The sequence below is a fragment of the Streptomyces hirsutus genome (genome assembly GCF_001418415.1).
Classification (GTDB): Bacteria; Actinomycetota; Actinomycetes; order Streptomycetales; family Streptomycetaceae; genus Streptomyces; species Streptomyces hirsutus.
Window position 1 is genome coordinate 1 of the sequence record NZ_LIQT01000536.1, and the last position, 20,378, is coordinate 20,378.

The window sequence follows — 20,378 nt, forward strand, 5'->3', positions numbered from 1 at the left end:
CGCCCGACCCGACCCGCCTCACCCCGGAACCCGCCATGCATGATCTCGTCTCCCGCATTCGCCGACTCGCCCCCTCCTGCGGACCGGTCCGGCTGATCGGTGTCGACGGGCACGCCGGCTCCGGGAAGTCCACGTTCGCCGGGCGGCTGGCCGACGCGCTGGACGGCGCCCCCGTGCTGCGGCTCGACGACATCGCCAGCCACGAGGAGCTGTTCGGCTGGACCGGGCGGCTGTTGAGCCAGGTGATCGGTCCGCTCGGCCGCGGCGAGCAGGCGTCCTACACCCCCTACGACTGGCGGGCCCGCGCCTTCGGGCCGCCGCGCCCGCTGCCGTCCGCCCCGGTGGTCGTCGTCGAGGGCGTCGGCGCGGGGCGGCGGGTGCTGCGGCCGTATCTGGCGCTGCTGCTGTGGATGGATCTGCCCGCGGAGGCCTCCTGGTCGCGGGGACGGGCGCGGGACGGGGAGGAGCAGCGGGACTTCTGGGGCGGCTGGGTCGGGGCGGAGCGGCGGCACTTCGCCGACGACCCGTCACGCCCCTTCGCCGACCGGCTGGTTCGGGAGTGCGGTAAGGGATATGAGGTGCTTCCCGGGCCTGCCGGGGCTGCCGATCCGAACCCGTCCGTCACGCACGGTGACGGGTCGTCCGCAATGTGTTGAACCTGTGAAGATCCCTTCCGGGCGAGTCGCCGGAGTGCTCCAACTCCGCTTGACCGGGGGGCCGTACAGGTCTTACGTTCTCAATGTGCGGCCGTTCGGAGCCGCCCGCAGACGCGAAGCCCCCGGTTGTTCCCCCGTGATCGGGGGCTTCGTTCTGCCTTCTTCGCCTTTCGTGGATGCCGAGCGGCATATGACGATCACCCTCGGTCACAGCGTGGTGCGGACGCTCCTCTTCCCCGTCGCCCCCCTGCGGGTACGGCCCTCTACGGAGGTTGCGGCGCCGCAGGTACGATGCCTTCGGTGCGACCTACGGACGCTGCTTCGCGCACCGTGCAACTCCGGTCCGCGGCACAGCGGTTCGCCTCAGGGCAGCCGGCGGGCGAGGGCCGGTAAGGCATACCGACGGGGCACGGTTTGTGGGGGACGTGATGGACTTCGGCACGCAGGGCCCGCAAGCCCCTGCCGACCTCGCCTGGCTGCGGGGCGTGGACGCCTACACGATGGGCGCCTATCCACAGGCCGAGGAGGAGTTCCGGGCCGCGGTGCGGATCGACCCGGGGATGGCGGACGGCTGGCTCGGTCTGCACGCGCTGCGCGTCGACACGACGGCCTCGCTGCTGCGGATGTTCCGGCACCGGGACCGCTTCGGCGAACAGCGCGCCCGGCACCACCGCACCCTCAACTCCTGGTACTGGCTCGGCTGGTGGGTGCAGCCGGTGCTGGAGAGCCCGCGCGATCTGCTGCTCGCGCACGCCTCCCACTGGCTGGACGGCCGCCATGTCCCCGAGCTGGACCGCGCCCTTGCCGGACTCCCTCCGGTGGACACCGACCCGCAGGTTCGCTTCCTGCACGCCTGCCGCGCCTATCTGGTCAAGGACTGGGAGCAGTTGGTCCGGCACACCGACCCACTGCACGGTGATCCGCTGCTCGGGATCGAGACGGGTCTGTTCGGCGGGATGGCCCGGGTGCGTCTGGAGATGTACGGACAGGCCGAACCGCTGCTGTCGGCGGCCCTGATGCGCTGCCGCAGCGAGCAGCCGCAGCGCAAGGAGCTGCGTTACTGGCTGGCGCGCGCCCACGAGGGCACCGGCCGCAGCGCCGCCGCGCTCCCCCTCTACCGGGCGGTGCACCGGGTCGACCCCGCGTTCATGGACACGTCGGCCCGGCTCGCCGCCATCGCCGAAGGGGACGGCTACGACGACTCGGCCGACCTCGGCACGGTCACGCTCGGCGGGGCGGGCGGGGATCTGCTGGACGGCCCTGACACCCTCGACCCGCTGTTCGACACCGAGGGCCGCGATCTGATGCTGTCCGAGGAGGAGCCGCCCGCGCCCGTGCCGCCGGTCACGGGCCCCTCGGTGCGCGCGAGGACGGGCGACCCGGTGACTCCGCTGCCGACCGGCCCCACCGATCCCGCCCTACTGGAGCAAGCACTCGCCGAGCTGGAGCGCATGGTCGGCCTGGAACCGGTGAAGCGCCAGGTCAAGGCGTTGTCGGCACAGCTGAACATGGCGCGGCTGCGGGCCGGGCAGGGGCTTCCGGTGCAGCCGCCGAAACGGCACTTCGTCTTCTCCGGGCCGTCCGGCACCGGCAAGACCACGGTGGCCCGCATCCTGGGCCGGGTCTTCTACGCCCTCGGGCTGCTCGGCGGCGACCATCTCGTGGAGGCCCAGCGGGCCGATCTGGTCGGCGAGTACCTGGGCCAGACGGCGGTGAAGGCCAACGAGCTGATCGACTCCGCGCTCGGCGGGGTCCTCTTCGTCGACGAGGCCTACGCGCTCTCCAACTCCGGCTACGGCAAGGGCGACGCGTACGGCGACGAGGCGCTCCAGGTTCTGCTGAAGCGGGCCGAGGACAACCGCGACCATCTGGTGGTCATACTGGCCGGCTACCCGGAGGGCATGGACCGCCTCCTGGGTGCCAACCCCGGTCTGTCCTCCCGTTTCACCACCCGCGTCGATTTCCCCTCCTACCGGCCCCTCGAACTGACCGCGATCGGCGAGGTACTGGCCGCCGAGAACGGCGACGTGTGGGACGAGGAGGCGCTGGACGAACTGCGGTCCGTCGCCGGGCACGTGGTGGACCAGGGGTGGATCGACGAGCTGGGCAACGGGCGCTTCCTGCGGACCCTGTACGAGAAGAGCTGCGCGTACCGGGATCTGCGGCTGTCGGCGTATCCGGCGTATCCGGGCACGCTGACCCGGGAGGACCTGGCGACGCTGCGGCTGCCGGATCTGATGCAGGCGTACGGGGAGGTGCTGTCCGGGCGGGGGCCGCAGGACCCTCCGGCGGCGTGACACCGACGGGTCCCCACGGTTCCTGCCCGGCACCCCGCCGGTACGCGCTCCGGCGCTTGCTCCCGGAAGACCGCGCCCCTGACGTCAGCCGGTGAGCGCTCCCTTCTGGGCACCGTCCCTGGGTTCGGTCACCCCGACAGCCGCTCCCGTGCCGGACTGTGCTCCGTTGTCCGGCGGCGATCCGGTGCCGGGACGCGTTCCGGAGTGCGGCGGCGATCCGGTGCCGGGACGCGGCGCGCCGTTCGTCCGCGTGCGCGGTCTCTCGTGGTGCGCCGGGTCCCGGACCTCGCCCACCAGCAGTTCCAGGACGTCCTCCAGGGCCACCAGGCCCCGTACCCGGCCGGACGCGTCGGTCACCTGGGCGAGGTGGGTGGCGGCGCGGCGCATCACGGTGAGGGCGTCGTCGAGCGGGACTTCGGGCCCGAGGGTCGGCATGCGCCGCCAGAGCCGCTGCGGCACCGCCCGGTCGGACTCCTCCAGGTCGAGTACGTCCTTGACGTGCAGGTACCCCATGAAGCCGCCGTCGGCCACGGCGACCGGGAACCGGGAGTAGCCGGTACGGGCGGTGAGATCCACGATCCGGGCCGGGGTGACCCCGGGGCCGACCGTCACCAGTGACTCGCGGGGCAGCAGGACGTCCGTCACCGGACGGGAGCCCAGTTCCAGGGCGTCCTCCAGGCGCTCTGCCTCCTCGGGGTCGAGGAGGCCCGCCTGACCGGCGTCCTCGACGAGCCGGTTGAGCTGCTCGCTGGTGAAGACGGCTTCGATCTCGTCCTTCGGCTCGACGCGGAAGGCCCGCAGGACAACCCGGGCGCAGGCACCGAGGGCGACCGTGACGGGTCCGCACAGGCGGGCGAACCAGACCAGTCCGGGACTCAGCCACAGCGCGGCCCTCTCGGGGGCCGCCATCGCGAGGTTCTTCGGAACCATCTCGCCGATGACGAGGTGGAAGAAGACCACGGCGGCGAGCGCGAGGACGTAGCCGAGCGGATGAACCATGCCGTGCGGCAGACGCATCCATCCGAAGACCGGCTCCAACAGGCGGGCGACCGTCGGTTCGGCGACCGCGCCGAGGGTCAGCGAGCAGACGGTGATGCCGAACTGGGCCGCCGCCATCATCTGCGGCAGATGCTCGAGCCCGTACAGGGCCTGGCGGGCCCGTGCGGTGCCGAGCGGTTCGATCTGGCTGCGGCGCACGGAGACCAGCGCGAACTCGGCGCCCACGAAGAAGCCGTTGGCGAGGACGAGCAGCGCGGCGAACAGGAGGTGCAGCAGGCTCATCCGGCTGCCTCCACGAGCGGCGGGGCCGTCTCGGCCGCCTGGACCAGGCGTACGCGCTCGGCGCGGTTGTGTCCGACACGGCGCACCGAGAGCCGCCAGCCGGGCAGCTCCGCGCGGTCGCCGACGGCCGGGATCCGGCCGAGCAGATCGGCGACCAGGCCGGCGACGGTCTCGTAGGGCCCCTCGGGCACGTCGAGGCCTATGCGGAGCAGAACGTCGACGCGGACGCTGCCGTCGGCGTCCCAGGCAAGGCTGCCGTCCTCCGGCGGAGCGGGGACGGGCTCGGAGGCCTCGCCCAGCAGGTCGTCGTGTTCGTCGAGGACCTCGCCGACGATCTCCTCGACGATGTCCTCCAGGGTGACGACGCCGGCCGTGCCGCCGTACTCGTCGACGACGACCGCGATGGGCTGCCCGCTGCGCAGCCGTGCCAGCAGCGGCCGTACGGGCAGGGATTCGGGGACGAGCAGCGCGGGTCGGGCGATGCCGCCGACGGGGGTGCGCAGCCGGTCGGGCGGGGACACCGCGAGGGCGTCCTTGAGGTGGACCATGCCGACGACCTCGTCGATCCGCTCCCGGTAGACGGGGAAGCGGGACAGGCCGGTGGCCCGGGTCAGGTTCACCACGTCCTCGGCGGTCGCGGAGTCCTGCAGGGCGCTGACCTTCACGCGCGGGGTCATGACGTGCTGCGCGGTCAGCCCGGCCAGGGACAGGGTCCGTACGAAGAGGTCCGCGGTGTCCTGTTCCAGGGCGCCGGCCCGCGCGGAGTGCCGGGCCAGGGAGACGAGTTCGCCGGGGCTGCGAGCGGAGGCGAGTTCCGCGGTCGGCTCGATGCCCAGAGTGCGCACGAGCCGGTTGGCCACGGCGTTGAGCCCTGCGATGACCGGGCGGAACACGCGGGCGAAGGCGTGCTGCGGGCCGGCGACGAACCGCGCGACCTGCAGGGGGCGGGACACCGCCCAGTTCTTGGGCACGAGTTCGCCGATGACCATCTGCACGGCGGAGGCCAGCAGCATGCCGATGACCACGGAGACGGTGGAGACCGCGCCGGTGGGGACGCCGATGCCGGTGACGGGGCCGCGCAGCAGTTCGGCGAGGGCGGGTTCGGCGAGCATGCCGACGACCAGGGAGGTGAGGGTGATACCGAGCTGGGTGCCGGAGAGCTGGAAGGACAGTTCCTTGAGTGACTCGACGACCCGGTGGGCGCGCCGGTCGCCGCCGGCGGCGGCCTGTTCGGCGTCCGGCCTCTCGACGGTGACCAGGCCGAACTCGGCGGCCACGAAGAACCCGTTGGCGAGAATCAGCAGGAATGCGGCTGCGAGGAGCAGCAGGGGGGTGGTCATGATGCCGCCGCGCGCGCACGGTCGCGGACCTCGGGGAGCGGGTTCGCGCTATGTCGACAGGGGGCGGCGCACGTACTGCAGGACGATCCGTCCATCGCCGGAGAGGGTCACTCCTCGGATAGCTGGAGCCCCTGGGGCACCGGGCGGGGCGGCAGGGGCGAGGGCGCGGTCGTCGCGCCCGTGTCCGACAGATTAATCAAGACAGGGGCGAACGCGGCAGGGTGGACGACCCCGAGGTGTCCCCGACGTGTTCCCGAGATGTCCCCGAAGCGTTCCGGATCAGCCCTGGGAGGTTCCGGGGCCGGGGGGCGTGGTCCGTGCCACGGCGAGCGCCCGCAGGGCCCGCGCGTCGGCGATGGCGCGCTCCCGGGCGATGCCCGGCTGGATGCCGAGCACCGGCAGGCTGGTGCCGTCGCTGAGGTCGAGGAAGACCCAGGGATCACCCGGACGGAGGTTCACCCGAAGGATCTGGGCCCACTCCAGCCGGCGCCGGGTCACGATGTTGACGACGGTGACGCCCGTCTCGTCCGCGTCGACCCTGGGCCGGGCCAGCAGGACCAGGACTCCCGCCAGGAGGGCGGCGGTGAACACGAAGCTGAGGCGCTCGCCCGGGTTGACCTGCTTCAGCAGCAGCGCGATCAGGGAGATGGCCGCGAAGAGCGCGACGGCCGCGCTGAGCAGCACCGCGCGGGTGCGGCCCGGCCGGAAGGTGACGGGCAGGGCGGGCAGTTGGTCCGACGGGGTGCCCGGGGCGGGATCCGGGGTGGTGTCGGGGGTGGTGTCCGGCATGGTGCGGCTCCGGGATCGGTCCGGGTCAGAGACGGCAGGCGTGGATGGCCGTGGTGAGGATGGCCCGGGCGCCGAGGTCGTAGAGGTCGTCCATGATCCGCTGGGCCTCCTTGGAGGGGACCATGGCGCGGACGGCGACCCAGCCCTCGTTGTGCAGCGGGGACACGGTCGGGGACTCCAGGCCGGGGGTCAGCGCGACGGCCTTCTCCAGCTGCTCGACCCGGCAGTCGTAGTCCATCATCACGTAGGTGCGGGCGACGAGGACGCCCTGGAGGCGCCGCAGGAACTGGCCCACCTTGGACTCGACGGTGTCGTCGGCCCCGGCCTCGGCGCCGGTGCGGCGGATGACGACGGCCTCGGAGGTCATGATCGGTTCACCGATGACCTCCAGGCCCGCGTTGCGCAGGGAGGTGCCGGTCTCGACGACGTCCGCGATGACTTCGGCGACGCCGAGTTCGATGGCGGTCTCGACGGCACCGTCGAGGTGGACCACGGAGGCGTCGATGCCCTGCTCGGCGAGGTACCGCGCGACGATGCCCTCGTAGGAGGTGGCGACCGTGCTGCCGTTCAGGTCCGCGACGCTCCTGGCGGCGCTGGGCTTGGCGGCGAAGCGGAAGGTGGAGCGGGCGAAGCCCAGGGGCAGGATCTCCTCGGCTTCGGCGCCGGAGTCGATCAGGAGGTCGCGGCCGGTGATGCCGATGTCGAGGCGGCCGGACGAGACGTAGATGGCGATGTCGCGGGGGCGGAGGTAGAAGAACTCGACCTCGTTGACCGGGTCGACGATCCTCAGTTCCTTCGACTCCCGGCGCTGCTGGTAGCCGGCCTCATGCAGCATCTCCGCCGCAGGGCCTGCCAGTGAACCCTTGTTGGGGAGTGCGATGCGCAGCATGAGGTCGGCTTCCTTTGCGGTCCGGCGGTGTCAGGGGTGGTGGGGGGCCCGCGCTCACAGGTGGGCGTAGACGTCGTCGAGGGAGATGCCTCGGGCGACCATCATCACCTGGACGTGGTAGAGCAGCTGCGAGATCTCCTCGGCGGCCGCTTCCTTGCCCTCGTGCTCGGCGGCCATCCATACCTCGGCGGCCTCTTCGACGACCTTCTTGCCGATGGCATGGACGCCCTTTTCCACCAGTTCGGCGGTGCGGGAGGTGGCGGGGTCGCCGTGCGCGGCCTTGTGCTGGAGCTCGGTGAAGAGCTCCTCGAACGTCTTCTTGGACATGGTGGTCCTTACCCTACGCGGTGTCGGGGGCTGCTCACCGCCAGGGTTCGGATACCGAACGCAGCGTGGCCGCGGTCGCCACCGCCGCCGTGACCGCCTCGTGCCCCTTGTCCTCGGTGGAACCGGGCAGTCCGGCGCGGTCCAGCGCCTGCTCCTCGGTGTCGCAGGTGAGCAGGCCGAAGCCGACGGGCACGCCGGTGTCGGTGCTGACCTGGGTGAGTCCCAGGGTGACGCCCTGGCACACGTACTCGAAGTGGGGTGTGCCGCCCCGGATGACGACGCCGAGGGCGACGATCGCGTCGTAGCCGCGTCCGGCGAGGACCTTGGCCACGACCGGGAGTTCCCAGCTGCCGGGGACCCGCAGCAGGGTCGGCTCGTCGATGCCGAGGTCGTGCAGGGCGCGCAGAGCGCCGTCGACCAGTCCGTCCATCACCTTCTCGTGCCACTGTGCCGCGACGACGGCGACGCGGAGGTCCCCCACGTTGCGTACGGACAGTTCCGGTGCACCCTTGCCGCTCACGTCTCTCCTCGGTGATTCTCTTGCCGGCCGCCGCGGTCAGGGTCTCCTGCCGGTTGCCGTGGTGGATGGTTGTCCCGGGCGGGCGCTGTCACTGGTTGCCGCAGGCGGGCACGGTCGGCGTGTCCAGCCAGGGCAGGTCGTGGCCCATCCGGTCGCGCTTGGTGCGCAGGTAGCGGATGTTGTGCTCGCCGGCGGTGACGGGCATCGGCTCGCGTCCGGTGACCTCGATGCCGTACCGGACGAGGGCCTGGGACTTGTCGGGGTTGTTGGTCAGCAGGCGGACTCCGCGTACTCCGAGGTCGGCGAGTATCCGCGCGCCGGCGGCGTAGTCGCGGGCGTCGGCGGGCAGGCCGAGTTCGAGGTTGGCGTCGAGGGTGTCGCGTCCGCGTTCCTGGAGTTCGTAGGCGCGCAGCTTGGACATCAGGCCGATGCCTCGCCCCTCGTGTCCGCGCAGGTAGACGACGACGCCCCGCCCCTCCGCCTGGATGCGGTCCAGGGAGGCGTCCAGCTGGGGGCCGCAGTCGCAGCGCTGGGAGCCGAAGATGTCGCCGGTGAGGCATTCGGAGTGGACGCGCACCAGGACGTCCCGGCCGTCGCCGATGTCTCCGTGGACGAGGGCGACGTGTTCGACGCCGTCGACGGTGGAGCGGTAGCCGTAGGCGGTGAACACGCCGTGGGAGGTGGGCAGCCGGACCTCGGCCTCGCGGCGGACGGTGGGCTCGGAGCTGCGGCGGTAGGCGATCAGGTCCTCGATGGAGATGATCGTCAGGCCGTGCTTGCGGGCGAACGGGACCAGTTCGGGCAGGCGCAGCATCCGGCCGTCCTCGCCGGCGATCTCGACGATGGCTCCGGCCGGGCGCAGTCCCGCGAGGCGGGCGAGGTCGACGGCGGCCTCGGTGTGGCCGTTGCGTACGAGTACGCCGCCGGAGCGGGCGCGCAGCGGGAAGACGTGGCCGGGGCGGACGAGGTCGGTGGGCTCGGCGGTGCCGCTCGCGAGCAGTTGGAGTGTGGTGGCCCGGTCGGCCGCCGAGATTCCGGTGCTCACTCCGTGGGCGGCAGAGGCGTCGACGGAGACGGTGAACGCCGTCTTCATCGACTCGGTGTTGTCCTCGACCATCTGCGGGAGGCGGAGCCGGTCCAGTTCGTCGCTCTCCATGGGGGCGCAGATCAGTCCGCGGCATTCGCTCATCATGAAGGCGACGATCTCGGGGGTCGCCTTCTCGGCGGCGACGACGAGGTCGCCCTCGTTCTCGCGGTCCTCGTCGTCGACGACCACGACGGGGCGGCCGGCCGCGATATCGGCGATGGCCTGTTCGACCGGGTCGAGCATGGGGTCCTCGAACTCCTCGGTGCTGTAAAGGATCGGTGCCGTGCTCATGCCGGCGCTCCTTCCAGTGCGGGGCGCGCGTCCTCGCGGGAGCGCAGCCACCAGTCGCGCAGTCCCCACAGGACCAGCGCGCCGTAGATGACGTAGACGAAGCCGGAGAAGGCGAAGCCGTTGGCGAAGTTCAGCGGTACACCGACGAGGTCGACCAGCAGCCAGGCGAACCAGAACTCGACCATGCCGCGGGCCTGGGCGTACATGGCGACGATGGTGCCGACGAAGATGTACGCGTCCGGCCAGGGGTCCCAGGACAGGGACGGGAAGGCGGTGAACAGGCCGCCGACGGCGAGGGTGCCGACGGCCGCGAGGCCGATCAGCGCGCCGCGCTCGCGCCAGGTGGCGAACCGCACCGCGAGGGAACCGTCCTGCGCCTGCCGCCGGCCGCGGTTCCACTGCCGGAAGCCCCACGCGGCGACGAGCATGACGACGATCTGCTTGCCCGCGCTGCCGGAGAGGTGGGCGGTGGCGAAGGCCGTGAAGAGGATCAGGCCCGAGACGAACTGGGCGGGCCAGGTCCAGATGGAGCGCCGCCAGCCGAGGGCCAGGGCGGCCAGACCGATCACGTTGCCGATCATGTCCGACCACTTGATGTGCTGGTCGAAGAGGGTGAACGCCTCGGAGTTCAGCCAGTTCACTCGGTGGCCCCCTCACCGATCGTCCGGTCGCCGATCAGCCGCTCGACGTATTTGGCGATGACGTCCACCTCGAGGTTGACCGGGTCGCCGCTCTGCTTGAGTCCGAGGGTGGTCAGGGCGAGGGTGGTGGGGATCAGGCTGACGGTGAAGAAGTCCTGCCCGGCGTCCACGACGGTGAGGCTGATGCCGTCGACCGTGATGGAGCCCTTCTCCACGACGTAGCGGGAGAGTTCGGCGGGGAGCGAGATCCTGACGATCTCCCAGTTCTCGGACGGCTCGCGCCCGAGGATCCGGCCGGTGCCGTCGACGTGCCCCTGCACGATGTGGCCGCCTAGGCGGGCGCCCAGGGCCATGGGGCGTTCGAGGTTGACGCGGGAGCCTACGGCGAGGGCGCCGAGGCTGGAGCGGTTCAGGGTCTCGGCCATCACGTCCGCGGTGAACTCGTCGCCCTCGTGGTCCACGACGGTGAGGCAGACACCGTTGACGGCGATCGAGTCGCCGTGCTTCGCGCCCTCGGTGACGGCGGGACCGCGCAGCCGGAAACGACAAGCGTCGTCGAGGGTCTCGACGGCGGTGATCTCGCCCAGTTCTTCGACGATTCCGGTGAACACTTCCCGGGTCCTCCTGCCTCTTCGGGCACGGACTCCGGGGCTGCCGATGACGACAGAAAAACGGGCGGAGGCACCGGGAGCGACGCCGGACGGAGTCCGCCACGAGGACGGACCGGTACGGCGGCGCGCATGGATGCCCGCCCGCCGCGCACTGCCTCCCATCCGGACTTTAACCGTCGGTCCAGGAATTTCACCTGGTCAACCGGCCACTGGAAGCGGCCGGGTCGCGGACTGTAACCGCCGGTTCGGACTTTCACCGACCCCGGAGTGCGCTGCTGCTGGTACAGGGCCAGTGTGCCATGCCCGCCCGCCGTCCACGCGGGCACCGGGTGTGGGCTGCCTCACAGGAAGTGACACCGTGCGCCGTCACCGCGGGGCGGGCTCCCGGCGGACGGCTCGCGCCCGCCCGACCGCCGCCCCCTTTCGCACCCTTGGGCGTCGCCGGGGTGCGCCGGAACACCCCCACAGTTGGTCCATACCTATTGACGCAGTGGTCTAGTCCTCTTACCGTCTGCTGCAGCCCCTTCCAGAGACCGGCCCGGCGGCGGTGACGACGGCCCTTGCCCGCCGCCGGGCCTCACCACCGTGCCCGCATAGCCTCGTCACCGCGCCCGCCGGTCCCGTGTCACATTCCCGGCGGCGGTTCCGTCTCCCTCCTGATGAACTTGACGAAGGTGCGCCGGCAGGAGCGCCTTCGTCCGACGACAGGACCTGAGGAGCTGAACGGCATGACCACGACCCTGGTGACCGGCGGTACGGGAACCCTCGGCCGGCACGTCAGCGAGCGGTTGCGGACGGGCGCGCAGGAGGTGCGGGTGCTCAGCCGGCACTCCCGGCCGTACGCCGTCGACCTGCGCCGGGGCGGCGGTGCGCTGAACACGGCCGTCACGGGGGTGGACACGATCGTCCACTGTGCGAGCACGCCGCGCGGCGGCGACGAGGCGGCGGCGAAGAACCTCGTGGCGGCGGCGCGGCGGGCCGGGGTGGGACACGTCGTCTACATCTCGATCGTCGGTGTCGACCAGGTGCCGTTCGGCTACTACAGGACCAAGTTCGCGGTGGAGCGGCTGATCGAGGAGTCGGGGCTCGGCTGGACCGTGCTCCGTACGACCCAGTTCCACGACCTGGTGCTCACCCTCCTCCAGGCACTGGGCAAGTCTCCGGTGATGCTGCTGCCGGCCCGTGTGAAGGACCAGCCGATCGCGGTGACCGAGGTCGCGGACCGTCTGGCGGAGCTGGCCCGGGGCGGACCCGCGGGGCGCGTCGCAGACATGGGCGGGCCGGAGGTGCGCACGCTGGAGTCCCTGGCGCGTTCCTACCTGGAGGCCACGGGCCGCCGCCGCGCGGTGGTCAAGGTGCCCCTCCGGGGCGCGGCGTACCGCGCCTTCCGCGCCGGCGGCCATCTCGCCCCGGAGCACGCGGTGGGCAAGGGCACCTTCGAGGAGTTCCTGGCGGCGCGGGCGGAGCACGTACGCGCGGGCAAGTGAGCGCGCACCGGGCAGGCGAGCGCCCCGGGTGAATGAGCCGCCGCGGGCGCAGAGGCGCGTACGCGGTGCCGGGGGAGCGTTCCTCAGGGGGCGTGGCCCTGCACGGTGGGGCCGAAGAGTTCGTCCTGGGCATGGTCGCGGGCCGTCAGGAGGGCGCCTCGCAGCACCGCTCCGCCGCCCAGGACACTCGCCCGCACCTCGGTGGGCAGCGGTGACATCCGGGCCGTCCGGTCCTGCACGCGGGCGGCGAGTTCCCCGCCGCCCGCCTGTCCGATCTCCCCGCCGAGCACCACGCACCCGGGATCCAGCAGCGCGGCCACCGACGCGACCCCCACGGCGACACGGTCGGCGAGGGCGTCGAGGAAGCGCGCGTCCGCGGAGCCCGGCTCCTCCCCCGCCCGTGCGGCGGCCGCCCGTACCGCTCCCGCCGCCGCCGGTTCCACTCCCGGCTCGGCCACGACCCCGTACTCCCCCGCCAGTTCCGCGACCGCCGCCGCCGACGCAAGGGAGTGGAAGCCGCCGCCGCAGTCCGTGGCCGACGGCAGGCCGGGCGTGCCCGGGACCGGCAGGAAGCCGATCTCACCCGTGCCGCCGGAGGCGCCCCGGCGCAGGGCGCCGTCCAGGATCACGGCCGCGCCGGTGCCGTGGCCGAGCCACAGCAGGACGAAGGTGTCGCGGTCGCGGGCGGCCCCGTCGCGCTGCTCGGCCAGGGCGGCGAGGTTGGTCTCGTTCTCGAGGCTGACCCGCGCCTCGGGCAGCCGGTCCTGAAGCGCGGCGACCAGCCGGCGGTGCCATTGCGGCAGCCCCGTGGAGTCGCGCAGGTCGCCGCTCGCGGGATCGATCAGCCCCGGGGCGCCGACGCCGACGGTGTGCAGCCGGTCGGCTCCCGCCTCCTTCAAGGTCCGCTCGACCAGGGTCACCGCCCGCTCCACGGCCGGGCCCGTCCCGGCGGCCGGCGCGATCGGTGCGGAGGCCTCGGCCAGGACCGTGCCGACGAGGTCGGACACGACCACCGCGACGCCCTCGGTCCGCACGTCGAGTGCGGCCAGGTGCGCCCGGTCGGCGACGATCCCGTAGACCTTCGCGTTCGGCCCGCGCCGTTGTTCCCCGGCCTCTCCGACCACGGTGATCAGCCCGGCCGCGGTCAGCCGCTCGGCGAGGTCGGCGACGGTCGGCCGGGACAGCCCGGTCAGCTGCTTCAACTGCCCGGCCGTCAGGGGTCCTTCCTGCTGGAGCAGCCGCAGGGCGAGCCGGTCGTTGATGGCTCGGGCGGTGCTCGGGGATGCGGCCATGGCGTGATCCTTCCAGATCGGCGGTCCGCCGTCGGCGGGCGGCGGCGATGACGGCGGCAGGACCGCACCGGCCGGGCGAGCGGGCCGGCGGGGCAAGCAGGCCGGAGCGGGGGGCGCCGGACCGGACTGTGCCGTGCCGGACCGGACTGGCGAAAATCCCCTTATCTTTCAGGCAGGGTCCCTGATAGTTTACCCGGCGCGTCAGGGATGCCTTGGGCGACCGGGAGGGGCGGGACCATGAGTGCAGAGGTGTACGGGCAGCACGAGGTGCGGCGGGCGCGGTACGCCGTGGGGGCGGTGTTCGCCGTGCACGGCGCCGTCACGGGCTCGTTCGCCACCCGTGTGCCGTGGATCCAGGACCATGCCGGCGTGAGCCCCGGGCAGTTGGGGCTCGCGCTCGCCTTCCCCGCGCTCGGCGCGTCCGTCGCGATGCCGCTGGCGGGGTGGGTCAGCCACCGCTTCGGCGCCCGGGCCGCACTGCGCGGGCTGATCGCGCTGTGGACGCTCGCGCTGGTCCTGCCGTCCGTCGCCCCGAACCTGCTCACCCTCTGCCTGGCCCTGTTCGTCTACGGCGCCACGGCCGGCATGTCCGACGTGGCGATGAACGCCCTGGGCGTGGAGGTGGAGAACCGGCTCGACCGGTCGATCATGTCCGGGCTGCACGGCATGTGGAGCGTCGGCGCCCTGATCGGTTCGGCGGCCGGCACGCTCGCCGCGCACCTCGGTGCGGACGCCCGGCTGCACCACACGCTCGCGGCCGGTGTCCTGACCGTGGTGGGCGTCGCCGCGGCCGGCCACGTCCTCGATCTGCGGTCCGCCTCGGACGAGGAGCCGCCGCCGAGGTTCGCGCTGCCGCCCCGCTCCGCACTGCTGATCGGCGCGATCGGCTTCTGCGCCGTCTTCGCGGAGGGCGCGAGCCTCGACTGGTCGGCGGTCTACCTGCGCGACCGGCTGGAGGCCTCGGCCGGTCTCGCGGCGGCCTGCACCACCGGGTTCACGCTCACCATGGCGGTCGCCCGGATCGCCGGGGACCGGGTGGTGGACCGCTACGGTGCGGTGCGCACGGTCCGCGCGAGCGGTGTCGTCGCCGTCGGCGGCGGACTGCTGATCGTCCTCGCGCAGCACCCCGCGGCGGCGATGGCCGGCTTCGCGCTGATGGGTCTCGGCATCGCGGTGGTGGTGCCGCTGTGCTTCGCCGCGGCCGGCCGCAGCGGCAGCAACCCGAGCCTCGCCATCGCGGGCGTCGCGACCATCACGTACACCTCGGGGCTGATCGCTCCGAGCGCGATCGGGCTGCTGGCCCAGGCGACCAGTCTGATGGTGTCGTTCGTCCTGGTCACGGCGTTGTCGTGCGGCCTGGTCGGCTTCGCGGGCGTGCTGCGCGGCGGGGACCGGGTGAAGATCATCCGGCCGGACGCGGCCGTTCCCGGCCCACGGACCTGAAAGCCCCGCGGACCGTCTCGCCGAACTCCCTCCCCGGGGCCGCGGATCACGCTCGGGTGCGGGCGGGCCCGGCCCCGCCCTCCCGCGTGACCGGAGCATGCCCGATCAGCCCTCACAATGGTCCGGACACGCTGCACGAACGACGAAAGCGACAGCTCATGGATCTCGGCGTCCGCTGGACACTGCACGGCGACGGACGCACACCGGCCCCCGGTGCGGTGGTCCGTCCCGACGAACGGCTCTCGTGGCCCCGCACCGCGGGGTTGGGGGCCCAGCACGTCGTCGCGATGTTCGGGGCGTCGTTCGTCGCACCGGTCCTCATGGGTCTGGACCCCAATCTCGCGATCATGATGTCGGGCGTCGCGACCATCGTGTTCCTGCTGGCCACGCGCGGCCGGGTGCCCAGTTATCTGGGCTGCTCGCTCTCCTTCGTCGGCGTCGCCGCGGTCATCCGGGCCCAGGGCGGGTCCAGCGCCACCGTCACCGGCGCGGTGTTCGTGGTCGGGGCCGCGCTGTTCCTGGTGGGGCTCGCGGTACGGCACTTCGGAGCGCGGATCATCCACGCCGCGATGCCGCCGATCGTCACCGGTGCGGTGGTGATGCTGATCGGCTTCAACCTGGCGCCGGTCACGGCCGCCACCTACTGGCCGCAGGACCAGTGGACCGCCCTGTTCGTGATGCTGTTCACCGGTCTGGCGGTGGTGTGTCTGCGCGGTTTCTGGTCCCGCATCGCGATCTTCCTCGGGCTGGTCTTCGGGTACGTCCTGTCCTGGGGCCTCGACCGGGTCTTCGGGCAGATCCACTCCGCGGACGCGAGCGGTGCGGTCACCGACCACTGGCGCCTGGACCTGTCGGGCGTCGGCCAGGCCGACTGGATCGGTCTGCCGACCCTGCACGGCCCGTCGTTCGAGTGGTCGGCGATCCTGGTCGCCCTGCCGGTCGTCATCGCGCTGATCGCCGAGAACGCCGGGCACGTCAAGGCCGTCGGCGAGATGACCGGCGACAACCTCGACGACAAGCTGGGCACGGCCATCTCCGCCGACGGCGTCGGTTCCATGCTGTCCACCGCCGTGGGCGGCCCGCCCAACACCACGTACTCCGAGAACATCGGCGTGATGGCGGCGACCCGCGTCTATTCGACCGCCGCGTACTGGGCGGCCGCGGGTTTCGCCCTGCTGTTCGGCCTCTGCCCGAAGTTCGGCGCGGTCGTGGCGGCCGTCCCCGGAGGTGTGCTCGGCGGCATCACCGTCATCCTCTACGGCATGATCGGCCTGCTCGGCGCCCAGATCTGGATCAACGCCAAGGTGGACCTGCGCAATCCGCTGAACCTGGTGCCGGCCGCCGCCGGCATCATCATCGGGATCGGCAACGTCACGCTGGAGTTCACCGACACCTTCTCGCTCAGCGGCATCGCGCTCGGCACGCTCGTCGTCATCACGGGCTACCACGCGCTGCGCGCCTTCGCCCCCGCCCACCTCAAGACGCAGGAGCCGCTGCTGGACGAGGGCACCTCGTCCTACGACACGAGCGGCAACGACGCCGAGGCCGGCACGAGCGGCGGGAAGGGCGACGGCGAGGCGGACGGCGAAGGCGGTCAGCGCGCCAAGTCGTAGGCGTACGACGGGGTGAAGGTGCCCGGCGCCCCCTTGCAGCCGTCCGACTCCCCCGGCAGCTTGACCCACAGGTAGGCGTCGATCCCCGCCTCGCCGGTGCTGAGCGTCGGGGCCCGGCCGAGTATGCGGCCCGCGGGGTCGCACCACTCGCCGTCGGCCGGAGCGCCGTTGCCGTTGCGGCTGGTGTCGATCACCGCGCCGAGGCCCGGCGGACCGCCGAGGGCGTCGAGCACCCGCCGGTCGTAGGCGATCTCGTCGGCGGTGGCGTGGAAGTTGGAGACGTTGCTGAAGACCCCGTCGGAGGAGGCCGCCGACGCGGCCCCGGCCTGCCGCAGCCAGCCGGCCTGTTTCGCGGGCGCGTTCCACCCGGAGTGCCCGGCGTCGTAGTAGACCCGTGCCCGGGGGTTGGCCTTCTTCAGCACCCGTCCGGCGCGGGCCAGCGAGGCGAAGCGGGCGGTGCGCTCGCCCGCGGAGAGGCATTCGACCTGGGCGAGGGAGTCCGGCTCCAGGATCACGACGACCTCGCCGGACCCCAGCCCGGCGGCGAACCGGTCGATCCAGCCGTCGTAGGCGTCCAGGCCGGGCGCTCCTCCCTGGGAGTGCCCTCCGCAGTCACGGTCGGGTATCGCGTACGGCACGACGACGGGCACCTGCCCCCGCGCGGCGCCGCCCGAGGTGACCGCGCGGACCCGCGCGGTCAGGGTGTCCGGCGAGTAGTCCGCGAACCACACCGCCGCGGGCCGGTCGCCGATGCGGGACTCTATGACCGCCCGGCGCGGATCGCCGGGGTTGGCCCGCGCCCAGTCCAGGACCTGGGAGTCGGGGTGGCGGTAGAGCCGGGTGGACGCCGCGCCGGACCGCTGCTCCGGCCCGCTCCCGGACGCGGACGCCGTGGCACTCGCCTTCCCCTGCTTCCCCTCCTTCCCGGCCTTCTCGTCCTTTTCAGGACCGGGCTCCGGAGAGGCGGACGGGGAGGGTTCGGCGGGCGACGGGGACGGCACGGCGGGCAGTGGTTCCAGCCGGGGCGACGCGGTCACCCCGGGCGGCCGTGCCTCGTCCGAGCCGCGGTCCCCGCCGAGGGCCGAGAGCATCCCGGTGGCGGTGCCGACGGCCACCACGACGGAGGCGGCCGCGACCATGGTGCCGCGCCGGGCCACGCCTCTGCGCGCGGATCGCCGAGCGGCCAGGCGTTGGGCACGCGAGCCTGACACGTACTGCTCCCCCTCCCCCACGGCGGGCGCGTTACCCCGTTCCGGGGAAGCGTCGGTCCCGCCGCCACGGGCACCACACTAAAGGTGCGAATCTGCGCTCATGGCGCGATGCGAGCAAGTCCACACCCCCGTAGACACGGTCGTCTCCCGTATGCGCGCCCTCGACTCCGCCCTGCCCCGCCGGGACGGGATCGCGGTCTTCAACCGGGTCTACCTCACGGTGACGACGGAGGCCGACCGGCGCATCGACGCGGGTCTGCTCGCGGACGCGCGGGCGGCGGTCACCCTGAACGTGGTGTTCGCCGAGCGCTATCTGGCCGCCGTCGAAGCGGTGTCCGAGGGGCGCCGCCCGCCGGCCTGCTGGCGTCCGCTGTTCCAGTTCCGCCACCATCCCGGCGTACGTCCGCTGCAGTTCGCGCTGGCGGGCATCAATGCGCACATCGGTCATGATCTGGCGCTCGCCGTCGTGGACACCTGCCGTACCCTCGATTGCGAACCCGCGTGGCTGGAGGACGAGTTCGAGCAGGTGGGTGATCTGTTGGCCGCGCTGGAGGAGCGCATCCGCGAGGACCTGATGCCCGGTCCCGACCTCCTCCAGCTCGCCGATCCCCTCACCCATCTGGCCGGCGCGTGGAGCCTGGACCGCGCCCGGGACGCCGCGTGGACGACGGCCCGCGCGCTGTGGGCGCTGCGCGGACTGCCGGACGTCGCCGAGGAGTTCGCCGCACGTCTCGACATGGCCGTGGGCTTCGCCGGGCGCATGCTGCTCACACCGCTGCCCGGCTGAGCGGAACCGGGGCCGGCCGCGGCGCCCGCGGTGCGGCCGGGTTCAGTCGTCGGAGAGTTCCACCGGCGCGATCTCGTCGTACACATCACCGGGCCCGGGGTTGGACGCGTCGGTCCCTCCGCCGAAGTGGTGCATGACGCCCCAGACGGCGTTGAGCGCGGTCTGGACGGCGCCCTCGGCCCAGCCGGCCGTCCAGGAGATGTCGTCGCCGGCGAGGAAGACGCCCCGCTTGTCCTCGGGCAGCCGGTCCTGCATGAAGTGCGTGAACAGGCGCCGCTGGTAACGGTAGTGACCGGGCAGGTTGGCCTTGAACGCGCCCATGAAGTAGGGCTCGTTCTCCCAGGAGACGGTGACCGGGTTGCCGATGATGTGCTTCCTGACGTCGACCTTCGGGTAGATCTCGCCCAGCGACTTCAGCATGACCTCCATCCGCTCGTTCGGTGACAGCGGCAGCCACTTCAGGCTGTCGTCGCACCAGGTGTAGGACAGGCAGATGACGGCGGGCCGGTCCGGGCCGTCGTCCAGCAGATAGGTGCCCCGGGTCATGCGGTCGGTCAGCGTCATCGACATGACGTCCCGCCCCGTGTCCTCGTCCTTGTCGAGCCAGAAGGGCCGGTCGACGGGCACGAAGAGCTTGCTGGACTCCATGTAGTGGGTGCGCTCGATGGCGGTCCAGTGGTCGATCGGGAAGAGCGCGTCGTCACAGGCGATCTTTGACAGCAGCATCCAGGACTGGGCGGTGAAGACGGCCGCCCGGTAGGTACGGACGTCTCCGTTCGCGTCCGTCACCGTGACGCGGTGGCCCGCGGTGCGGTGCAGCCGCGTCACCGCCGGTTGCGGCTCGCCGTCCACGTGCAGGGTCTTCAGCGAGGTGCCGTAGGGCCAGTGGACGAGCTTCTCCGGTTCGCGCTCCCACAGGCGCAGCGGCAGCTGCTGCGAGCCGCCGACGATGCCCCGGTGGTGGTCGTCGGCCTCGGTGTAGACGACGCGCAGGATCTCCAGGATGGAGTTGGGGAAGTCGGTGTCCCAGCCGCCGGTGCCGAAGCCGACCTGGCCGAAGATCTCGCGGTGCCGGAAGGACCTGAAGGCCTCGGAGTCGCAGAGGAAGCCGTAGAAGGTCTGGTCGTCGAGCTTCTCGACGAGCCGGGACCAGATCTCGCGGATGCGCGGGACGTCGCGCTCGCGCAGGGCGCGGTTCATGTCGGAGAAGTCGGCGCCCTCCTCCAGGCACCGGGCCCAGGCGTCGGCCACGTCCCGGTAGACCTGCGGGAGGTCGTCGAGGGTTTCGGCGTAGTGGGACTCGCCCTTGAGGTCGACGACGGTCGACGGTGTCGACGCGGCGAGGGGGTTGGGGAACGGGCGGGTCTCGAGGCCCACCAGGTCGATGTAGTGCTGGAGGGCCGTGGAGGACGGCGGGAAGCGCATCGCGCCCATCTCGGCGGTGAGCGCGGGGTCGCAGCCCTCGAATCCGACGGTGCGCAGCCGGCCGCCGATCCGGTCGGCCTCGTACACGACGGGCTTGAGACCCATCTTCATCAGCTCGTAGGCGGTGATGATGCCGGACAGGCCGCCGCCGATCACCGCGACCTCGGTGCCGTGTTCCGTCGCGGGGATCTGGCCGAGGCCCGCCGGGTGCGCGAGGAAGTCGTCGTACGCGTAGGGGAAGTCCGGGCCGAACATGGTGATCGGCGGCTGCTGCTCGTCGGCGTGCTCGACGGCGTTGGGCACCGTGGACGTCATGGGGTGCGGACTCCTTGCGCGGAAGATGTCGGAGCGGGGGCGGGGACGGGGTTCAGCCGAGGGGCCCGTACAGGGC

Annotated in this window: 18 protein-coding genes and 1 riboswitch; of the genes, 6 read left to right on the forward strand and 12 right to left on the reverse strand. The window is 72.3% G+C overall.

Annotated elements, in window-relative coordinates; all coding sequences use genetic code 11:
- The first annotated feature begins 35 nt into the window (after positions 1–35).
- Both AOK11_RS33545 and AOK11_RS33550 read left to right on the forward strand, forming a co-directional pair.
- Entirely contained in the window at positions 36–656 is a 621-nt protein-coding gene (locus AOK11_RS33545; RefSeq protein ID WP_063793565.1) for a uridine kinase family protein, read from the forward strand.
- 428 nt (positions 657–1,084) lie between these two features.
- Positions 1,085–2,953: an AAA family ATPase gene (locus AOK11_RS33550; protein ID WP_055597449.1), complete on the forward strand. Its 1,869-nt coding sequence runs from the start codon at positions 1,085–1,087 to the stop codon at positions 2,951–2,953.
- An 84-nt stretch (positions 2,954–3,037) separates the two neighbouring features.
- On the opposite strand, the gene AOK11_RS33555 is transcribed toward AOK11_RS33550, so the two are convergent.
- From AOK11_RS33555 to AOK11_RS33595, 9 genes are all read right to left on the reverse strand, one after another.
- Positions 3,038–4,234 carry a hemolysin family protein gene (locus tag AOK11_RS33555; protein ID WP_055597450.1) on the reverse strand — a complete coding sequence of 399 codons (1,197 nt, stop codon included), beginning with the start codon at positions 4,232–4,234 and terminating at the stop codon, positions 3,038–3,040.
- Positions 4,231–5,574 (reverse strand): hemolysin family protein, encoded by a 1,344-nt coding sequence (locus AOK11_RS33560; RefSeq protein WP_055597451.1) that lies wholly within the window; start codon positions 5,572–5,574, stop codon positions 4,231–4,233. The genes AOK11_RS33555 and AOK11_RS33560 overlap by 4 nt, the downstream gene beginning before the upstream one ends.
- A gap of 279 nt (positions 5,575–5,853) precedes the next feature.
- Positions 5,854–6,363: a PH domain-containing protein gene (locus tag AOK11_RS33565; protein WP_055597452.1), complete on the reverse strand. Its 510-nt coding sequence runs from the start codon at positions 6,361–6,363 to the stop codon at positions 5,854–5,856.
- Positions 6,364–6,388: 25 nt separating this feature from the next.
- Complete coding sequence (gene hisG, locus AOK11_RS33570; protein WP_055597453.1) at positions 6,389–7,252, reverse strand: ATP phosphoribosyltransferase; 864 nt, start codon at positions 7,250–7,252, stop codon at positions 6,389–6,391.
- Between the two features lie 54 nt (positions 7,253–7,306).
- Positions 7,307–7,579 carry a phosphoribosyl-ATP diphosphatase gene (locus AOK11_RS33575; protein ID WP_010046365.1) on the reverse strand — a complete coding sequence of 91 codons (273 nt, stop codon included), beginning with the start codon at positions 7,577–7,579 and terminating at the stop codon, positions 7,307–7,309.
- 34 nt (positions 7,580–7,613) lie between these two features.
- Positions 7,614–8,099 (reverse strand): 6,7-dimethyl-8-ribityllumazine synthase, encoded by a 486-nt coding sequence (gene ribH, locus AOK11_RS33580; RefSeq protein ID WP_055597454.1) that lies wholly within the window; start codon positions 8,097–8,099, stop codon positions 7,614–7,616.
- A gap of 88 nt (positions 8,100–8,187) precedes the next feature.
- Positions 8,188–9,477 carry a bifunctional 3,4-dihydroxy-2-butanone-4-phosphate synthase/GTP cyclohydrolase II gene (locus tag AOK11_RS33585; RefSeq protein ID WP_055597455.1) on the reverse strand — a complete coding sequence of 430 codons (1,290 nt, stop codon included), beginning with the start codon at positions 9,475–9,477 and terminating at the stop codon, positions 8,188–8,190.
- Positions 9,474–10,118 carry a nicotinamide mononucleotide transporter family protein gene (locus AOK11_RS33590; RefSeq protein ID WP_055597456.1) on the reverse strand — a complete coding sequence of 215 codons (645 nt, stop codon included), beginning with the start codon at positions 10,116–10,118 and terminating at the stop codon, positions 9,474–9,476. Before AOK11_RS33590 ends, AOK11_RS33585 begins: the two co-directional genes overlap by 4 nt.
- Positions 10,115–10,729, reverse strand: a complete 615-nt coding sequence (locus AOK11_RS33595; protein WP_055597457.1) for a riboflavin synthase — start codon at positions 10,727–10,729, stop codon at positions 10,115–10,117. Before AOK11_RS33595 ends, AOK11_RS33590 begins: the two co-directional genes overlap by 4 nt.
- 144 nt (positions 10,730–10,873) lie before the next feature.
- Positions 10,874–11,004, reverse strand: a riboswitch (FMN riboswitch).
- Between the two features lie 453 nt (positions 11,005–11,457).
- Between AOK11_RS33595 and AOK11_RS33600 the strand changes: the two genes are divergently transcribed.
- Positions 11,458–12,216, forward strand: coding sequence for an SDR family oxidoreductase (locus AOK11_RS33600; protein ID WP_055597458.1), 759 nt, complete (start codon positions 11,458–11,460; stop codon positions 12,214–12,216).
- 83 nt (positions 12,217–12,299) lie between these two features.
- On the opposite strand, the gene AOK11_RS33605 is transcribed toward AOK11_RS33600, so the two are convergent.
- Entirely contained in the window at positions 12,300–13,508 is a 1,209-nt protein-coding gene (locus AOK11_RS33605; protein ID WP_055597459.1) for an ROK family transcriptional regulator, read from the reverse strand.
- A 237-nt stretch (positions 13,509–13,745) separates the two neighbouring features.
- Here AOK11_RS33605 and AOK11_RS33610 point away from each other — a divergent pair, with 237 nt between their 5' ends.
- Together AOK11_RS33610 and AOK11_RS33615 are read left to right on the forward strand one after the other, a co-directional pair.
- Positions 13,746–14,951: an MFS transporter gene (locus AOK11_RS33610; RefSeq protein ID WP_055597460.1), complete on the forward strand. Its 1,206-nt coding sequence runs from the start codon at positions 13,746–13,748 to the stop codon at positions 14,949–14,951.
- 158 nt (positions 14,952–15,109) lie between these two features.
- Positions 15,110–16,564, forward strand: a complete 1,455-nt coding sequence (locus tag AOK11_RS33615; RefSeq protein ID WP_055597461.1) for a uracil-xanthine permease family protein — start codon at positions 15,110–15,112, stop codon at positions 16,562–16,564.
- Here the strand turns inward: AOK11_RS33615 and AOK11_RS33620 are convergent.
- Positions 16,546–17,703 (reverse strand): glycoside hydrolase family 6 protein, encoded by a 1,158-nt coding sequence (locus AOK11_RS33620; RefSeq protein ID WP_055597464.1) that lies wholly within the window; start codon positions 17,701–17,703, stop codon positions 16,546–16,548. The genes AOK11_RS33615 and AOK11_RS33620 overlap by 19 nt on opposite strands.
- Positions 17,704–17,875: 172 nt before the next feature.
- On the opposite strand from AOK11_RS33620, the gene AOK11_RS33625 reads away from it, so the two are divergent.
- Positions 17,876–18,562 (forward strand): DUF5995 family protein, encoded by a 687-nt coding sequence (locus tag AOK11_RS33625; protein ID WP_055597462.1) that lies wholly within the window; start codon positions 17,876–17,878, stop codon positions 18,560–18,562.
- Between the two features lie 42 nt (positions 18,563–18,604).
- On the opposite strand, the gene AOK11_RS33630 is transcribed toward AOK11_RS33625, so the two are convergent.
- Positions 18,605–20,302 carry a flavin monoamine oxidase family protein gene (locus AOK11_RS33630; protein WP_055597463.1) on the reverse strand — a complete coding sequence of 566 codons (1,698 nt, stop codon included), beginning with the start codon at positions 20,300–20,302 and terminating at the stop codon, positions 18,605–18,607.
- Positions 20,303–20,378 lie beyond the last annotated feature (76 nt).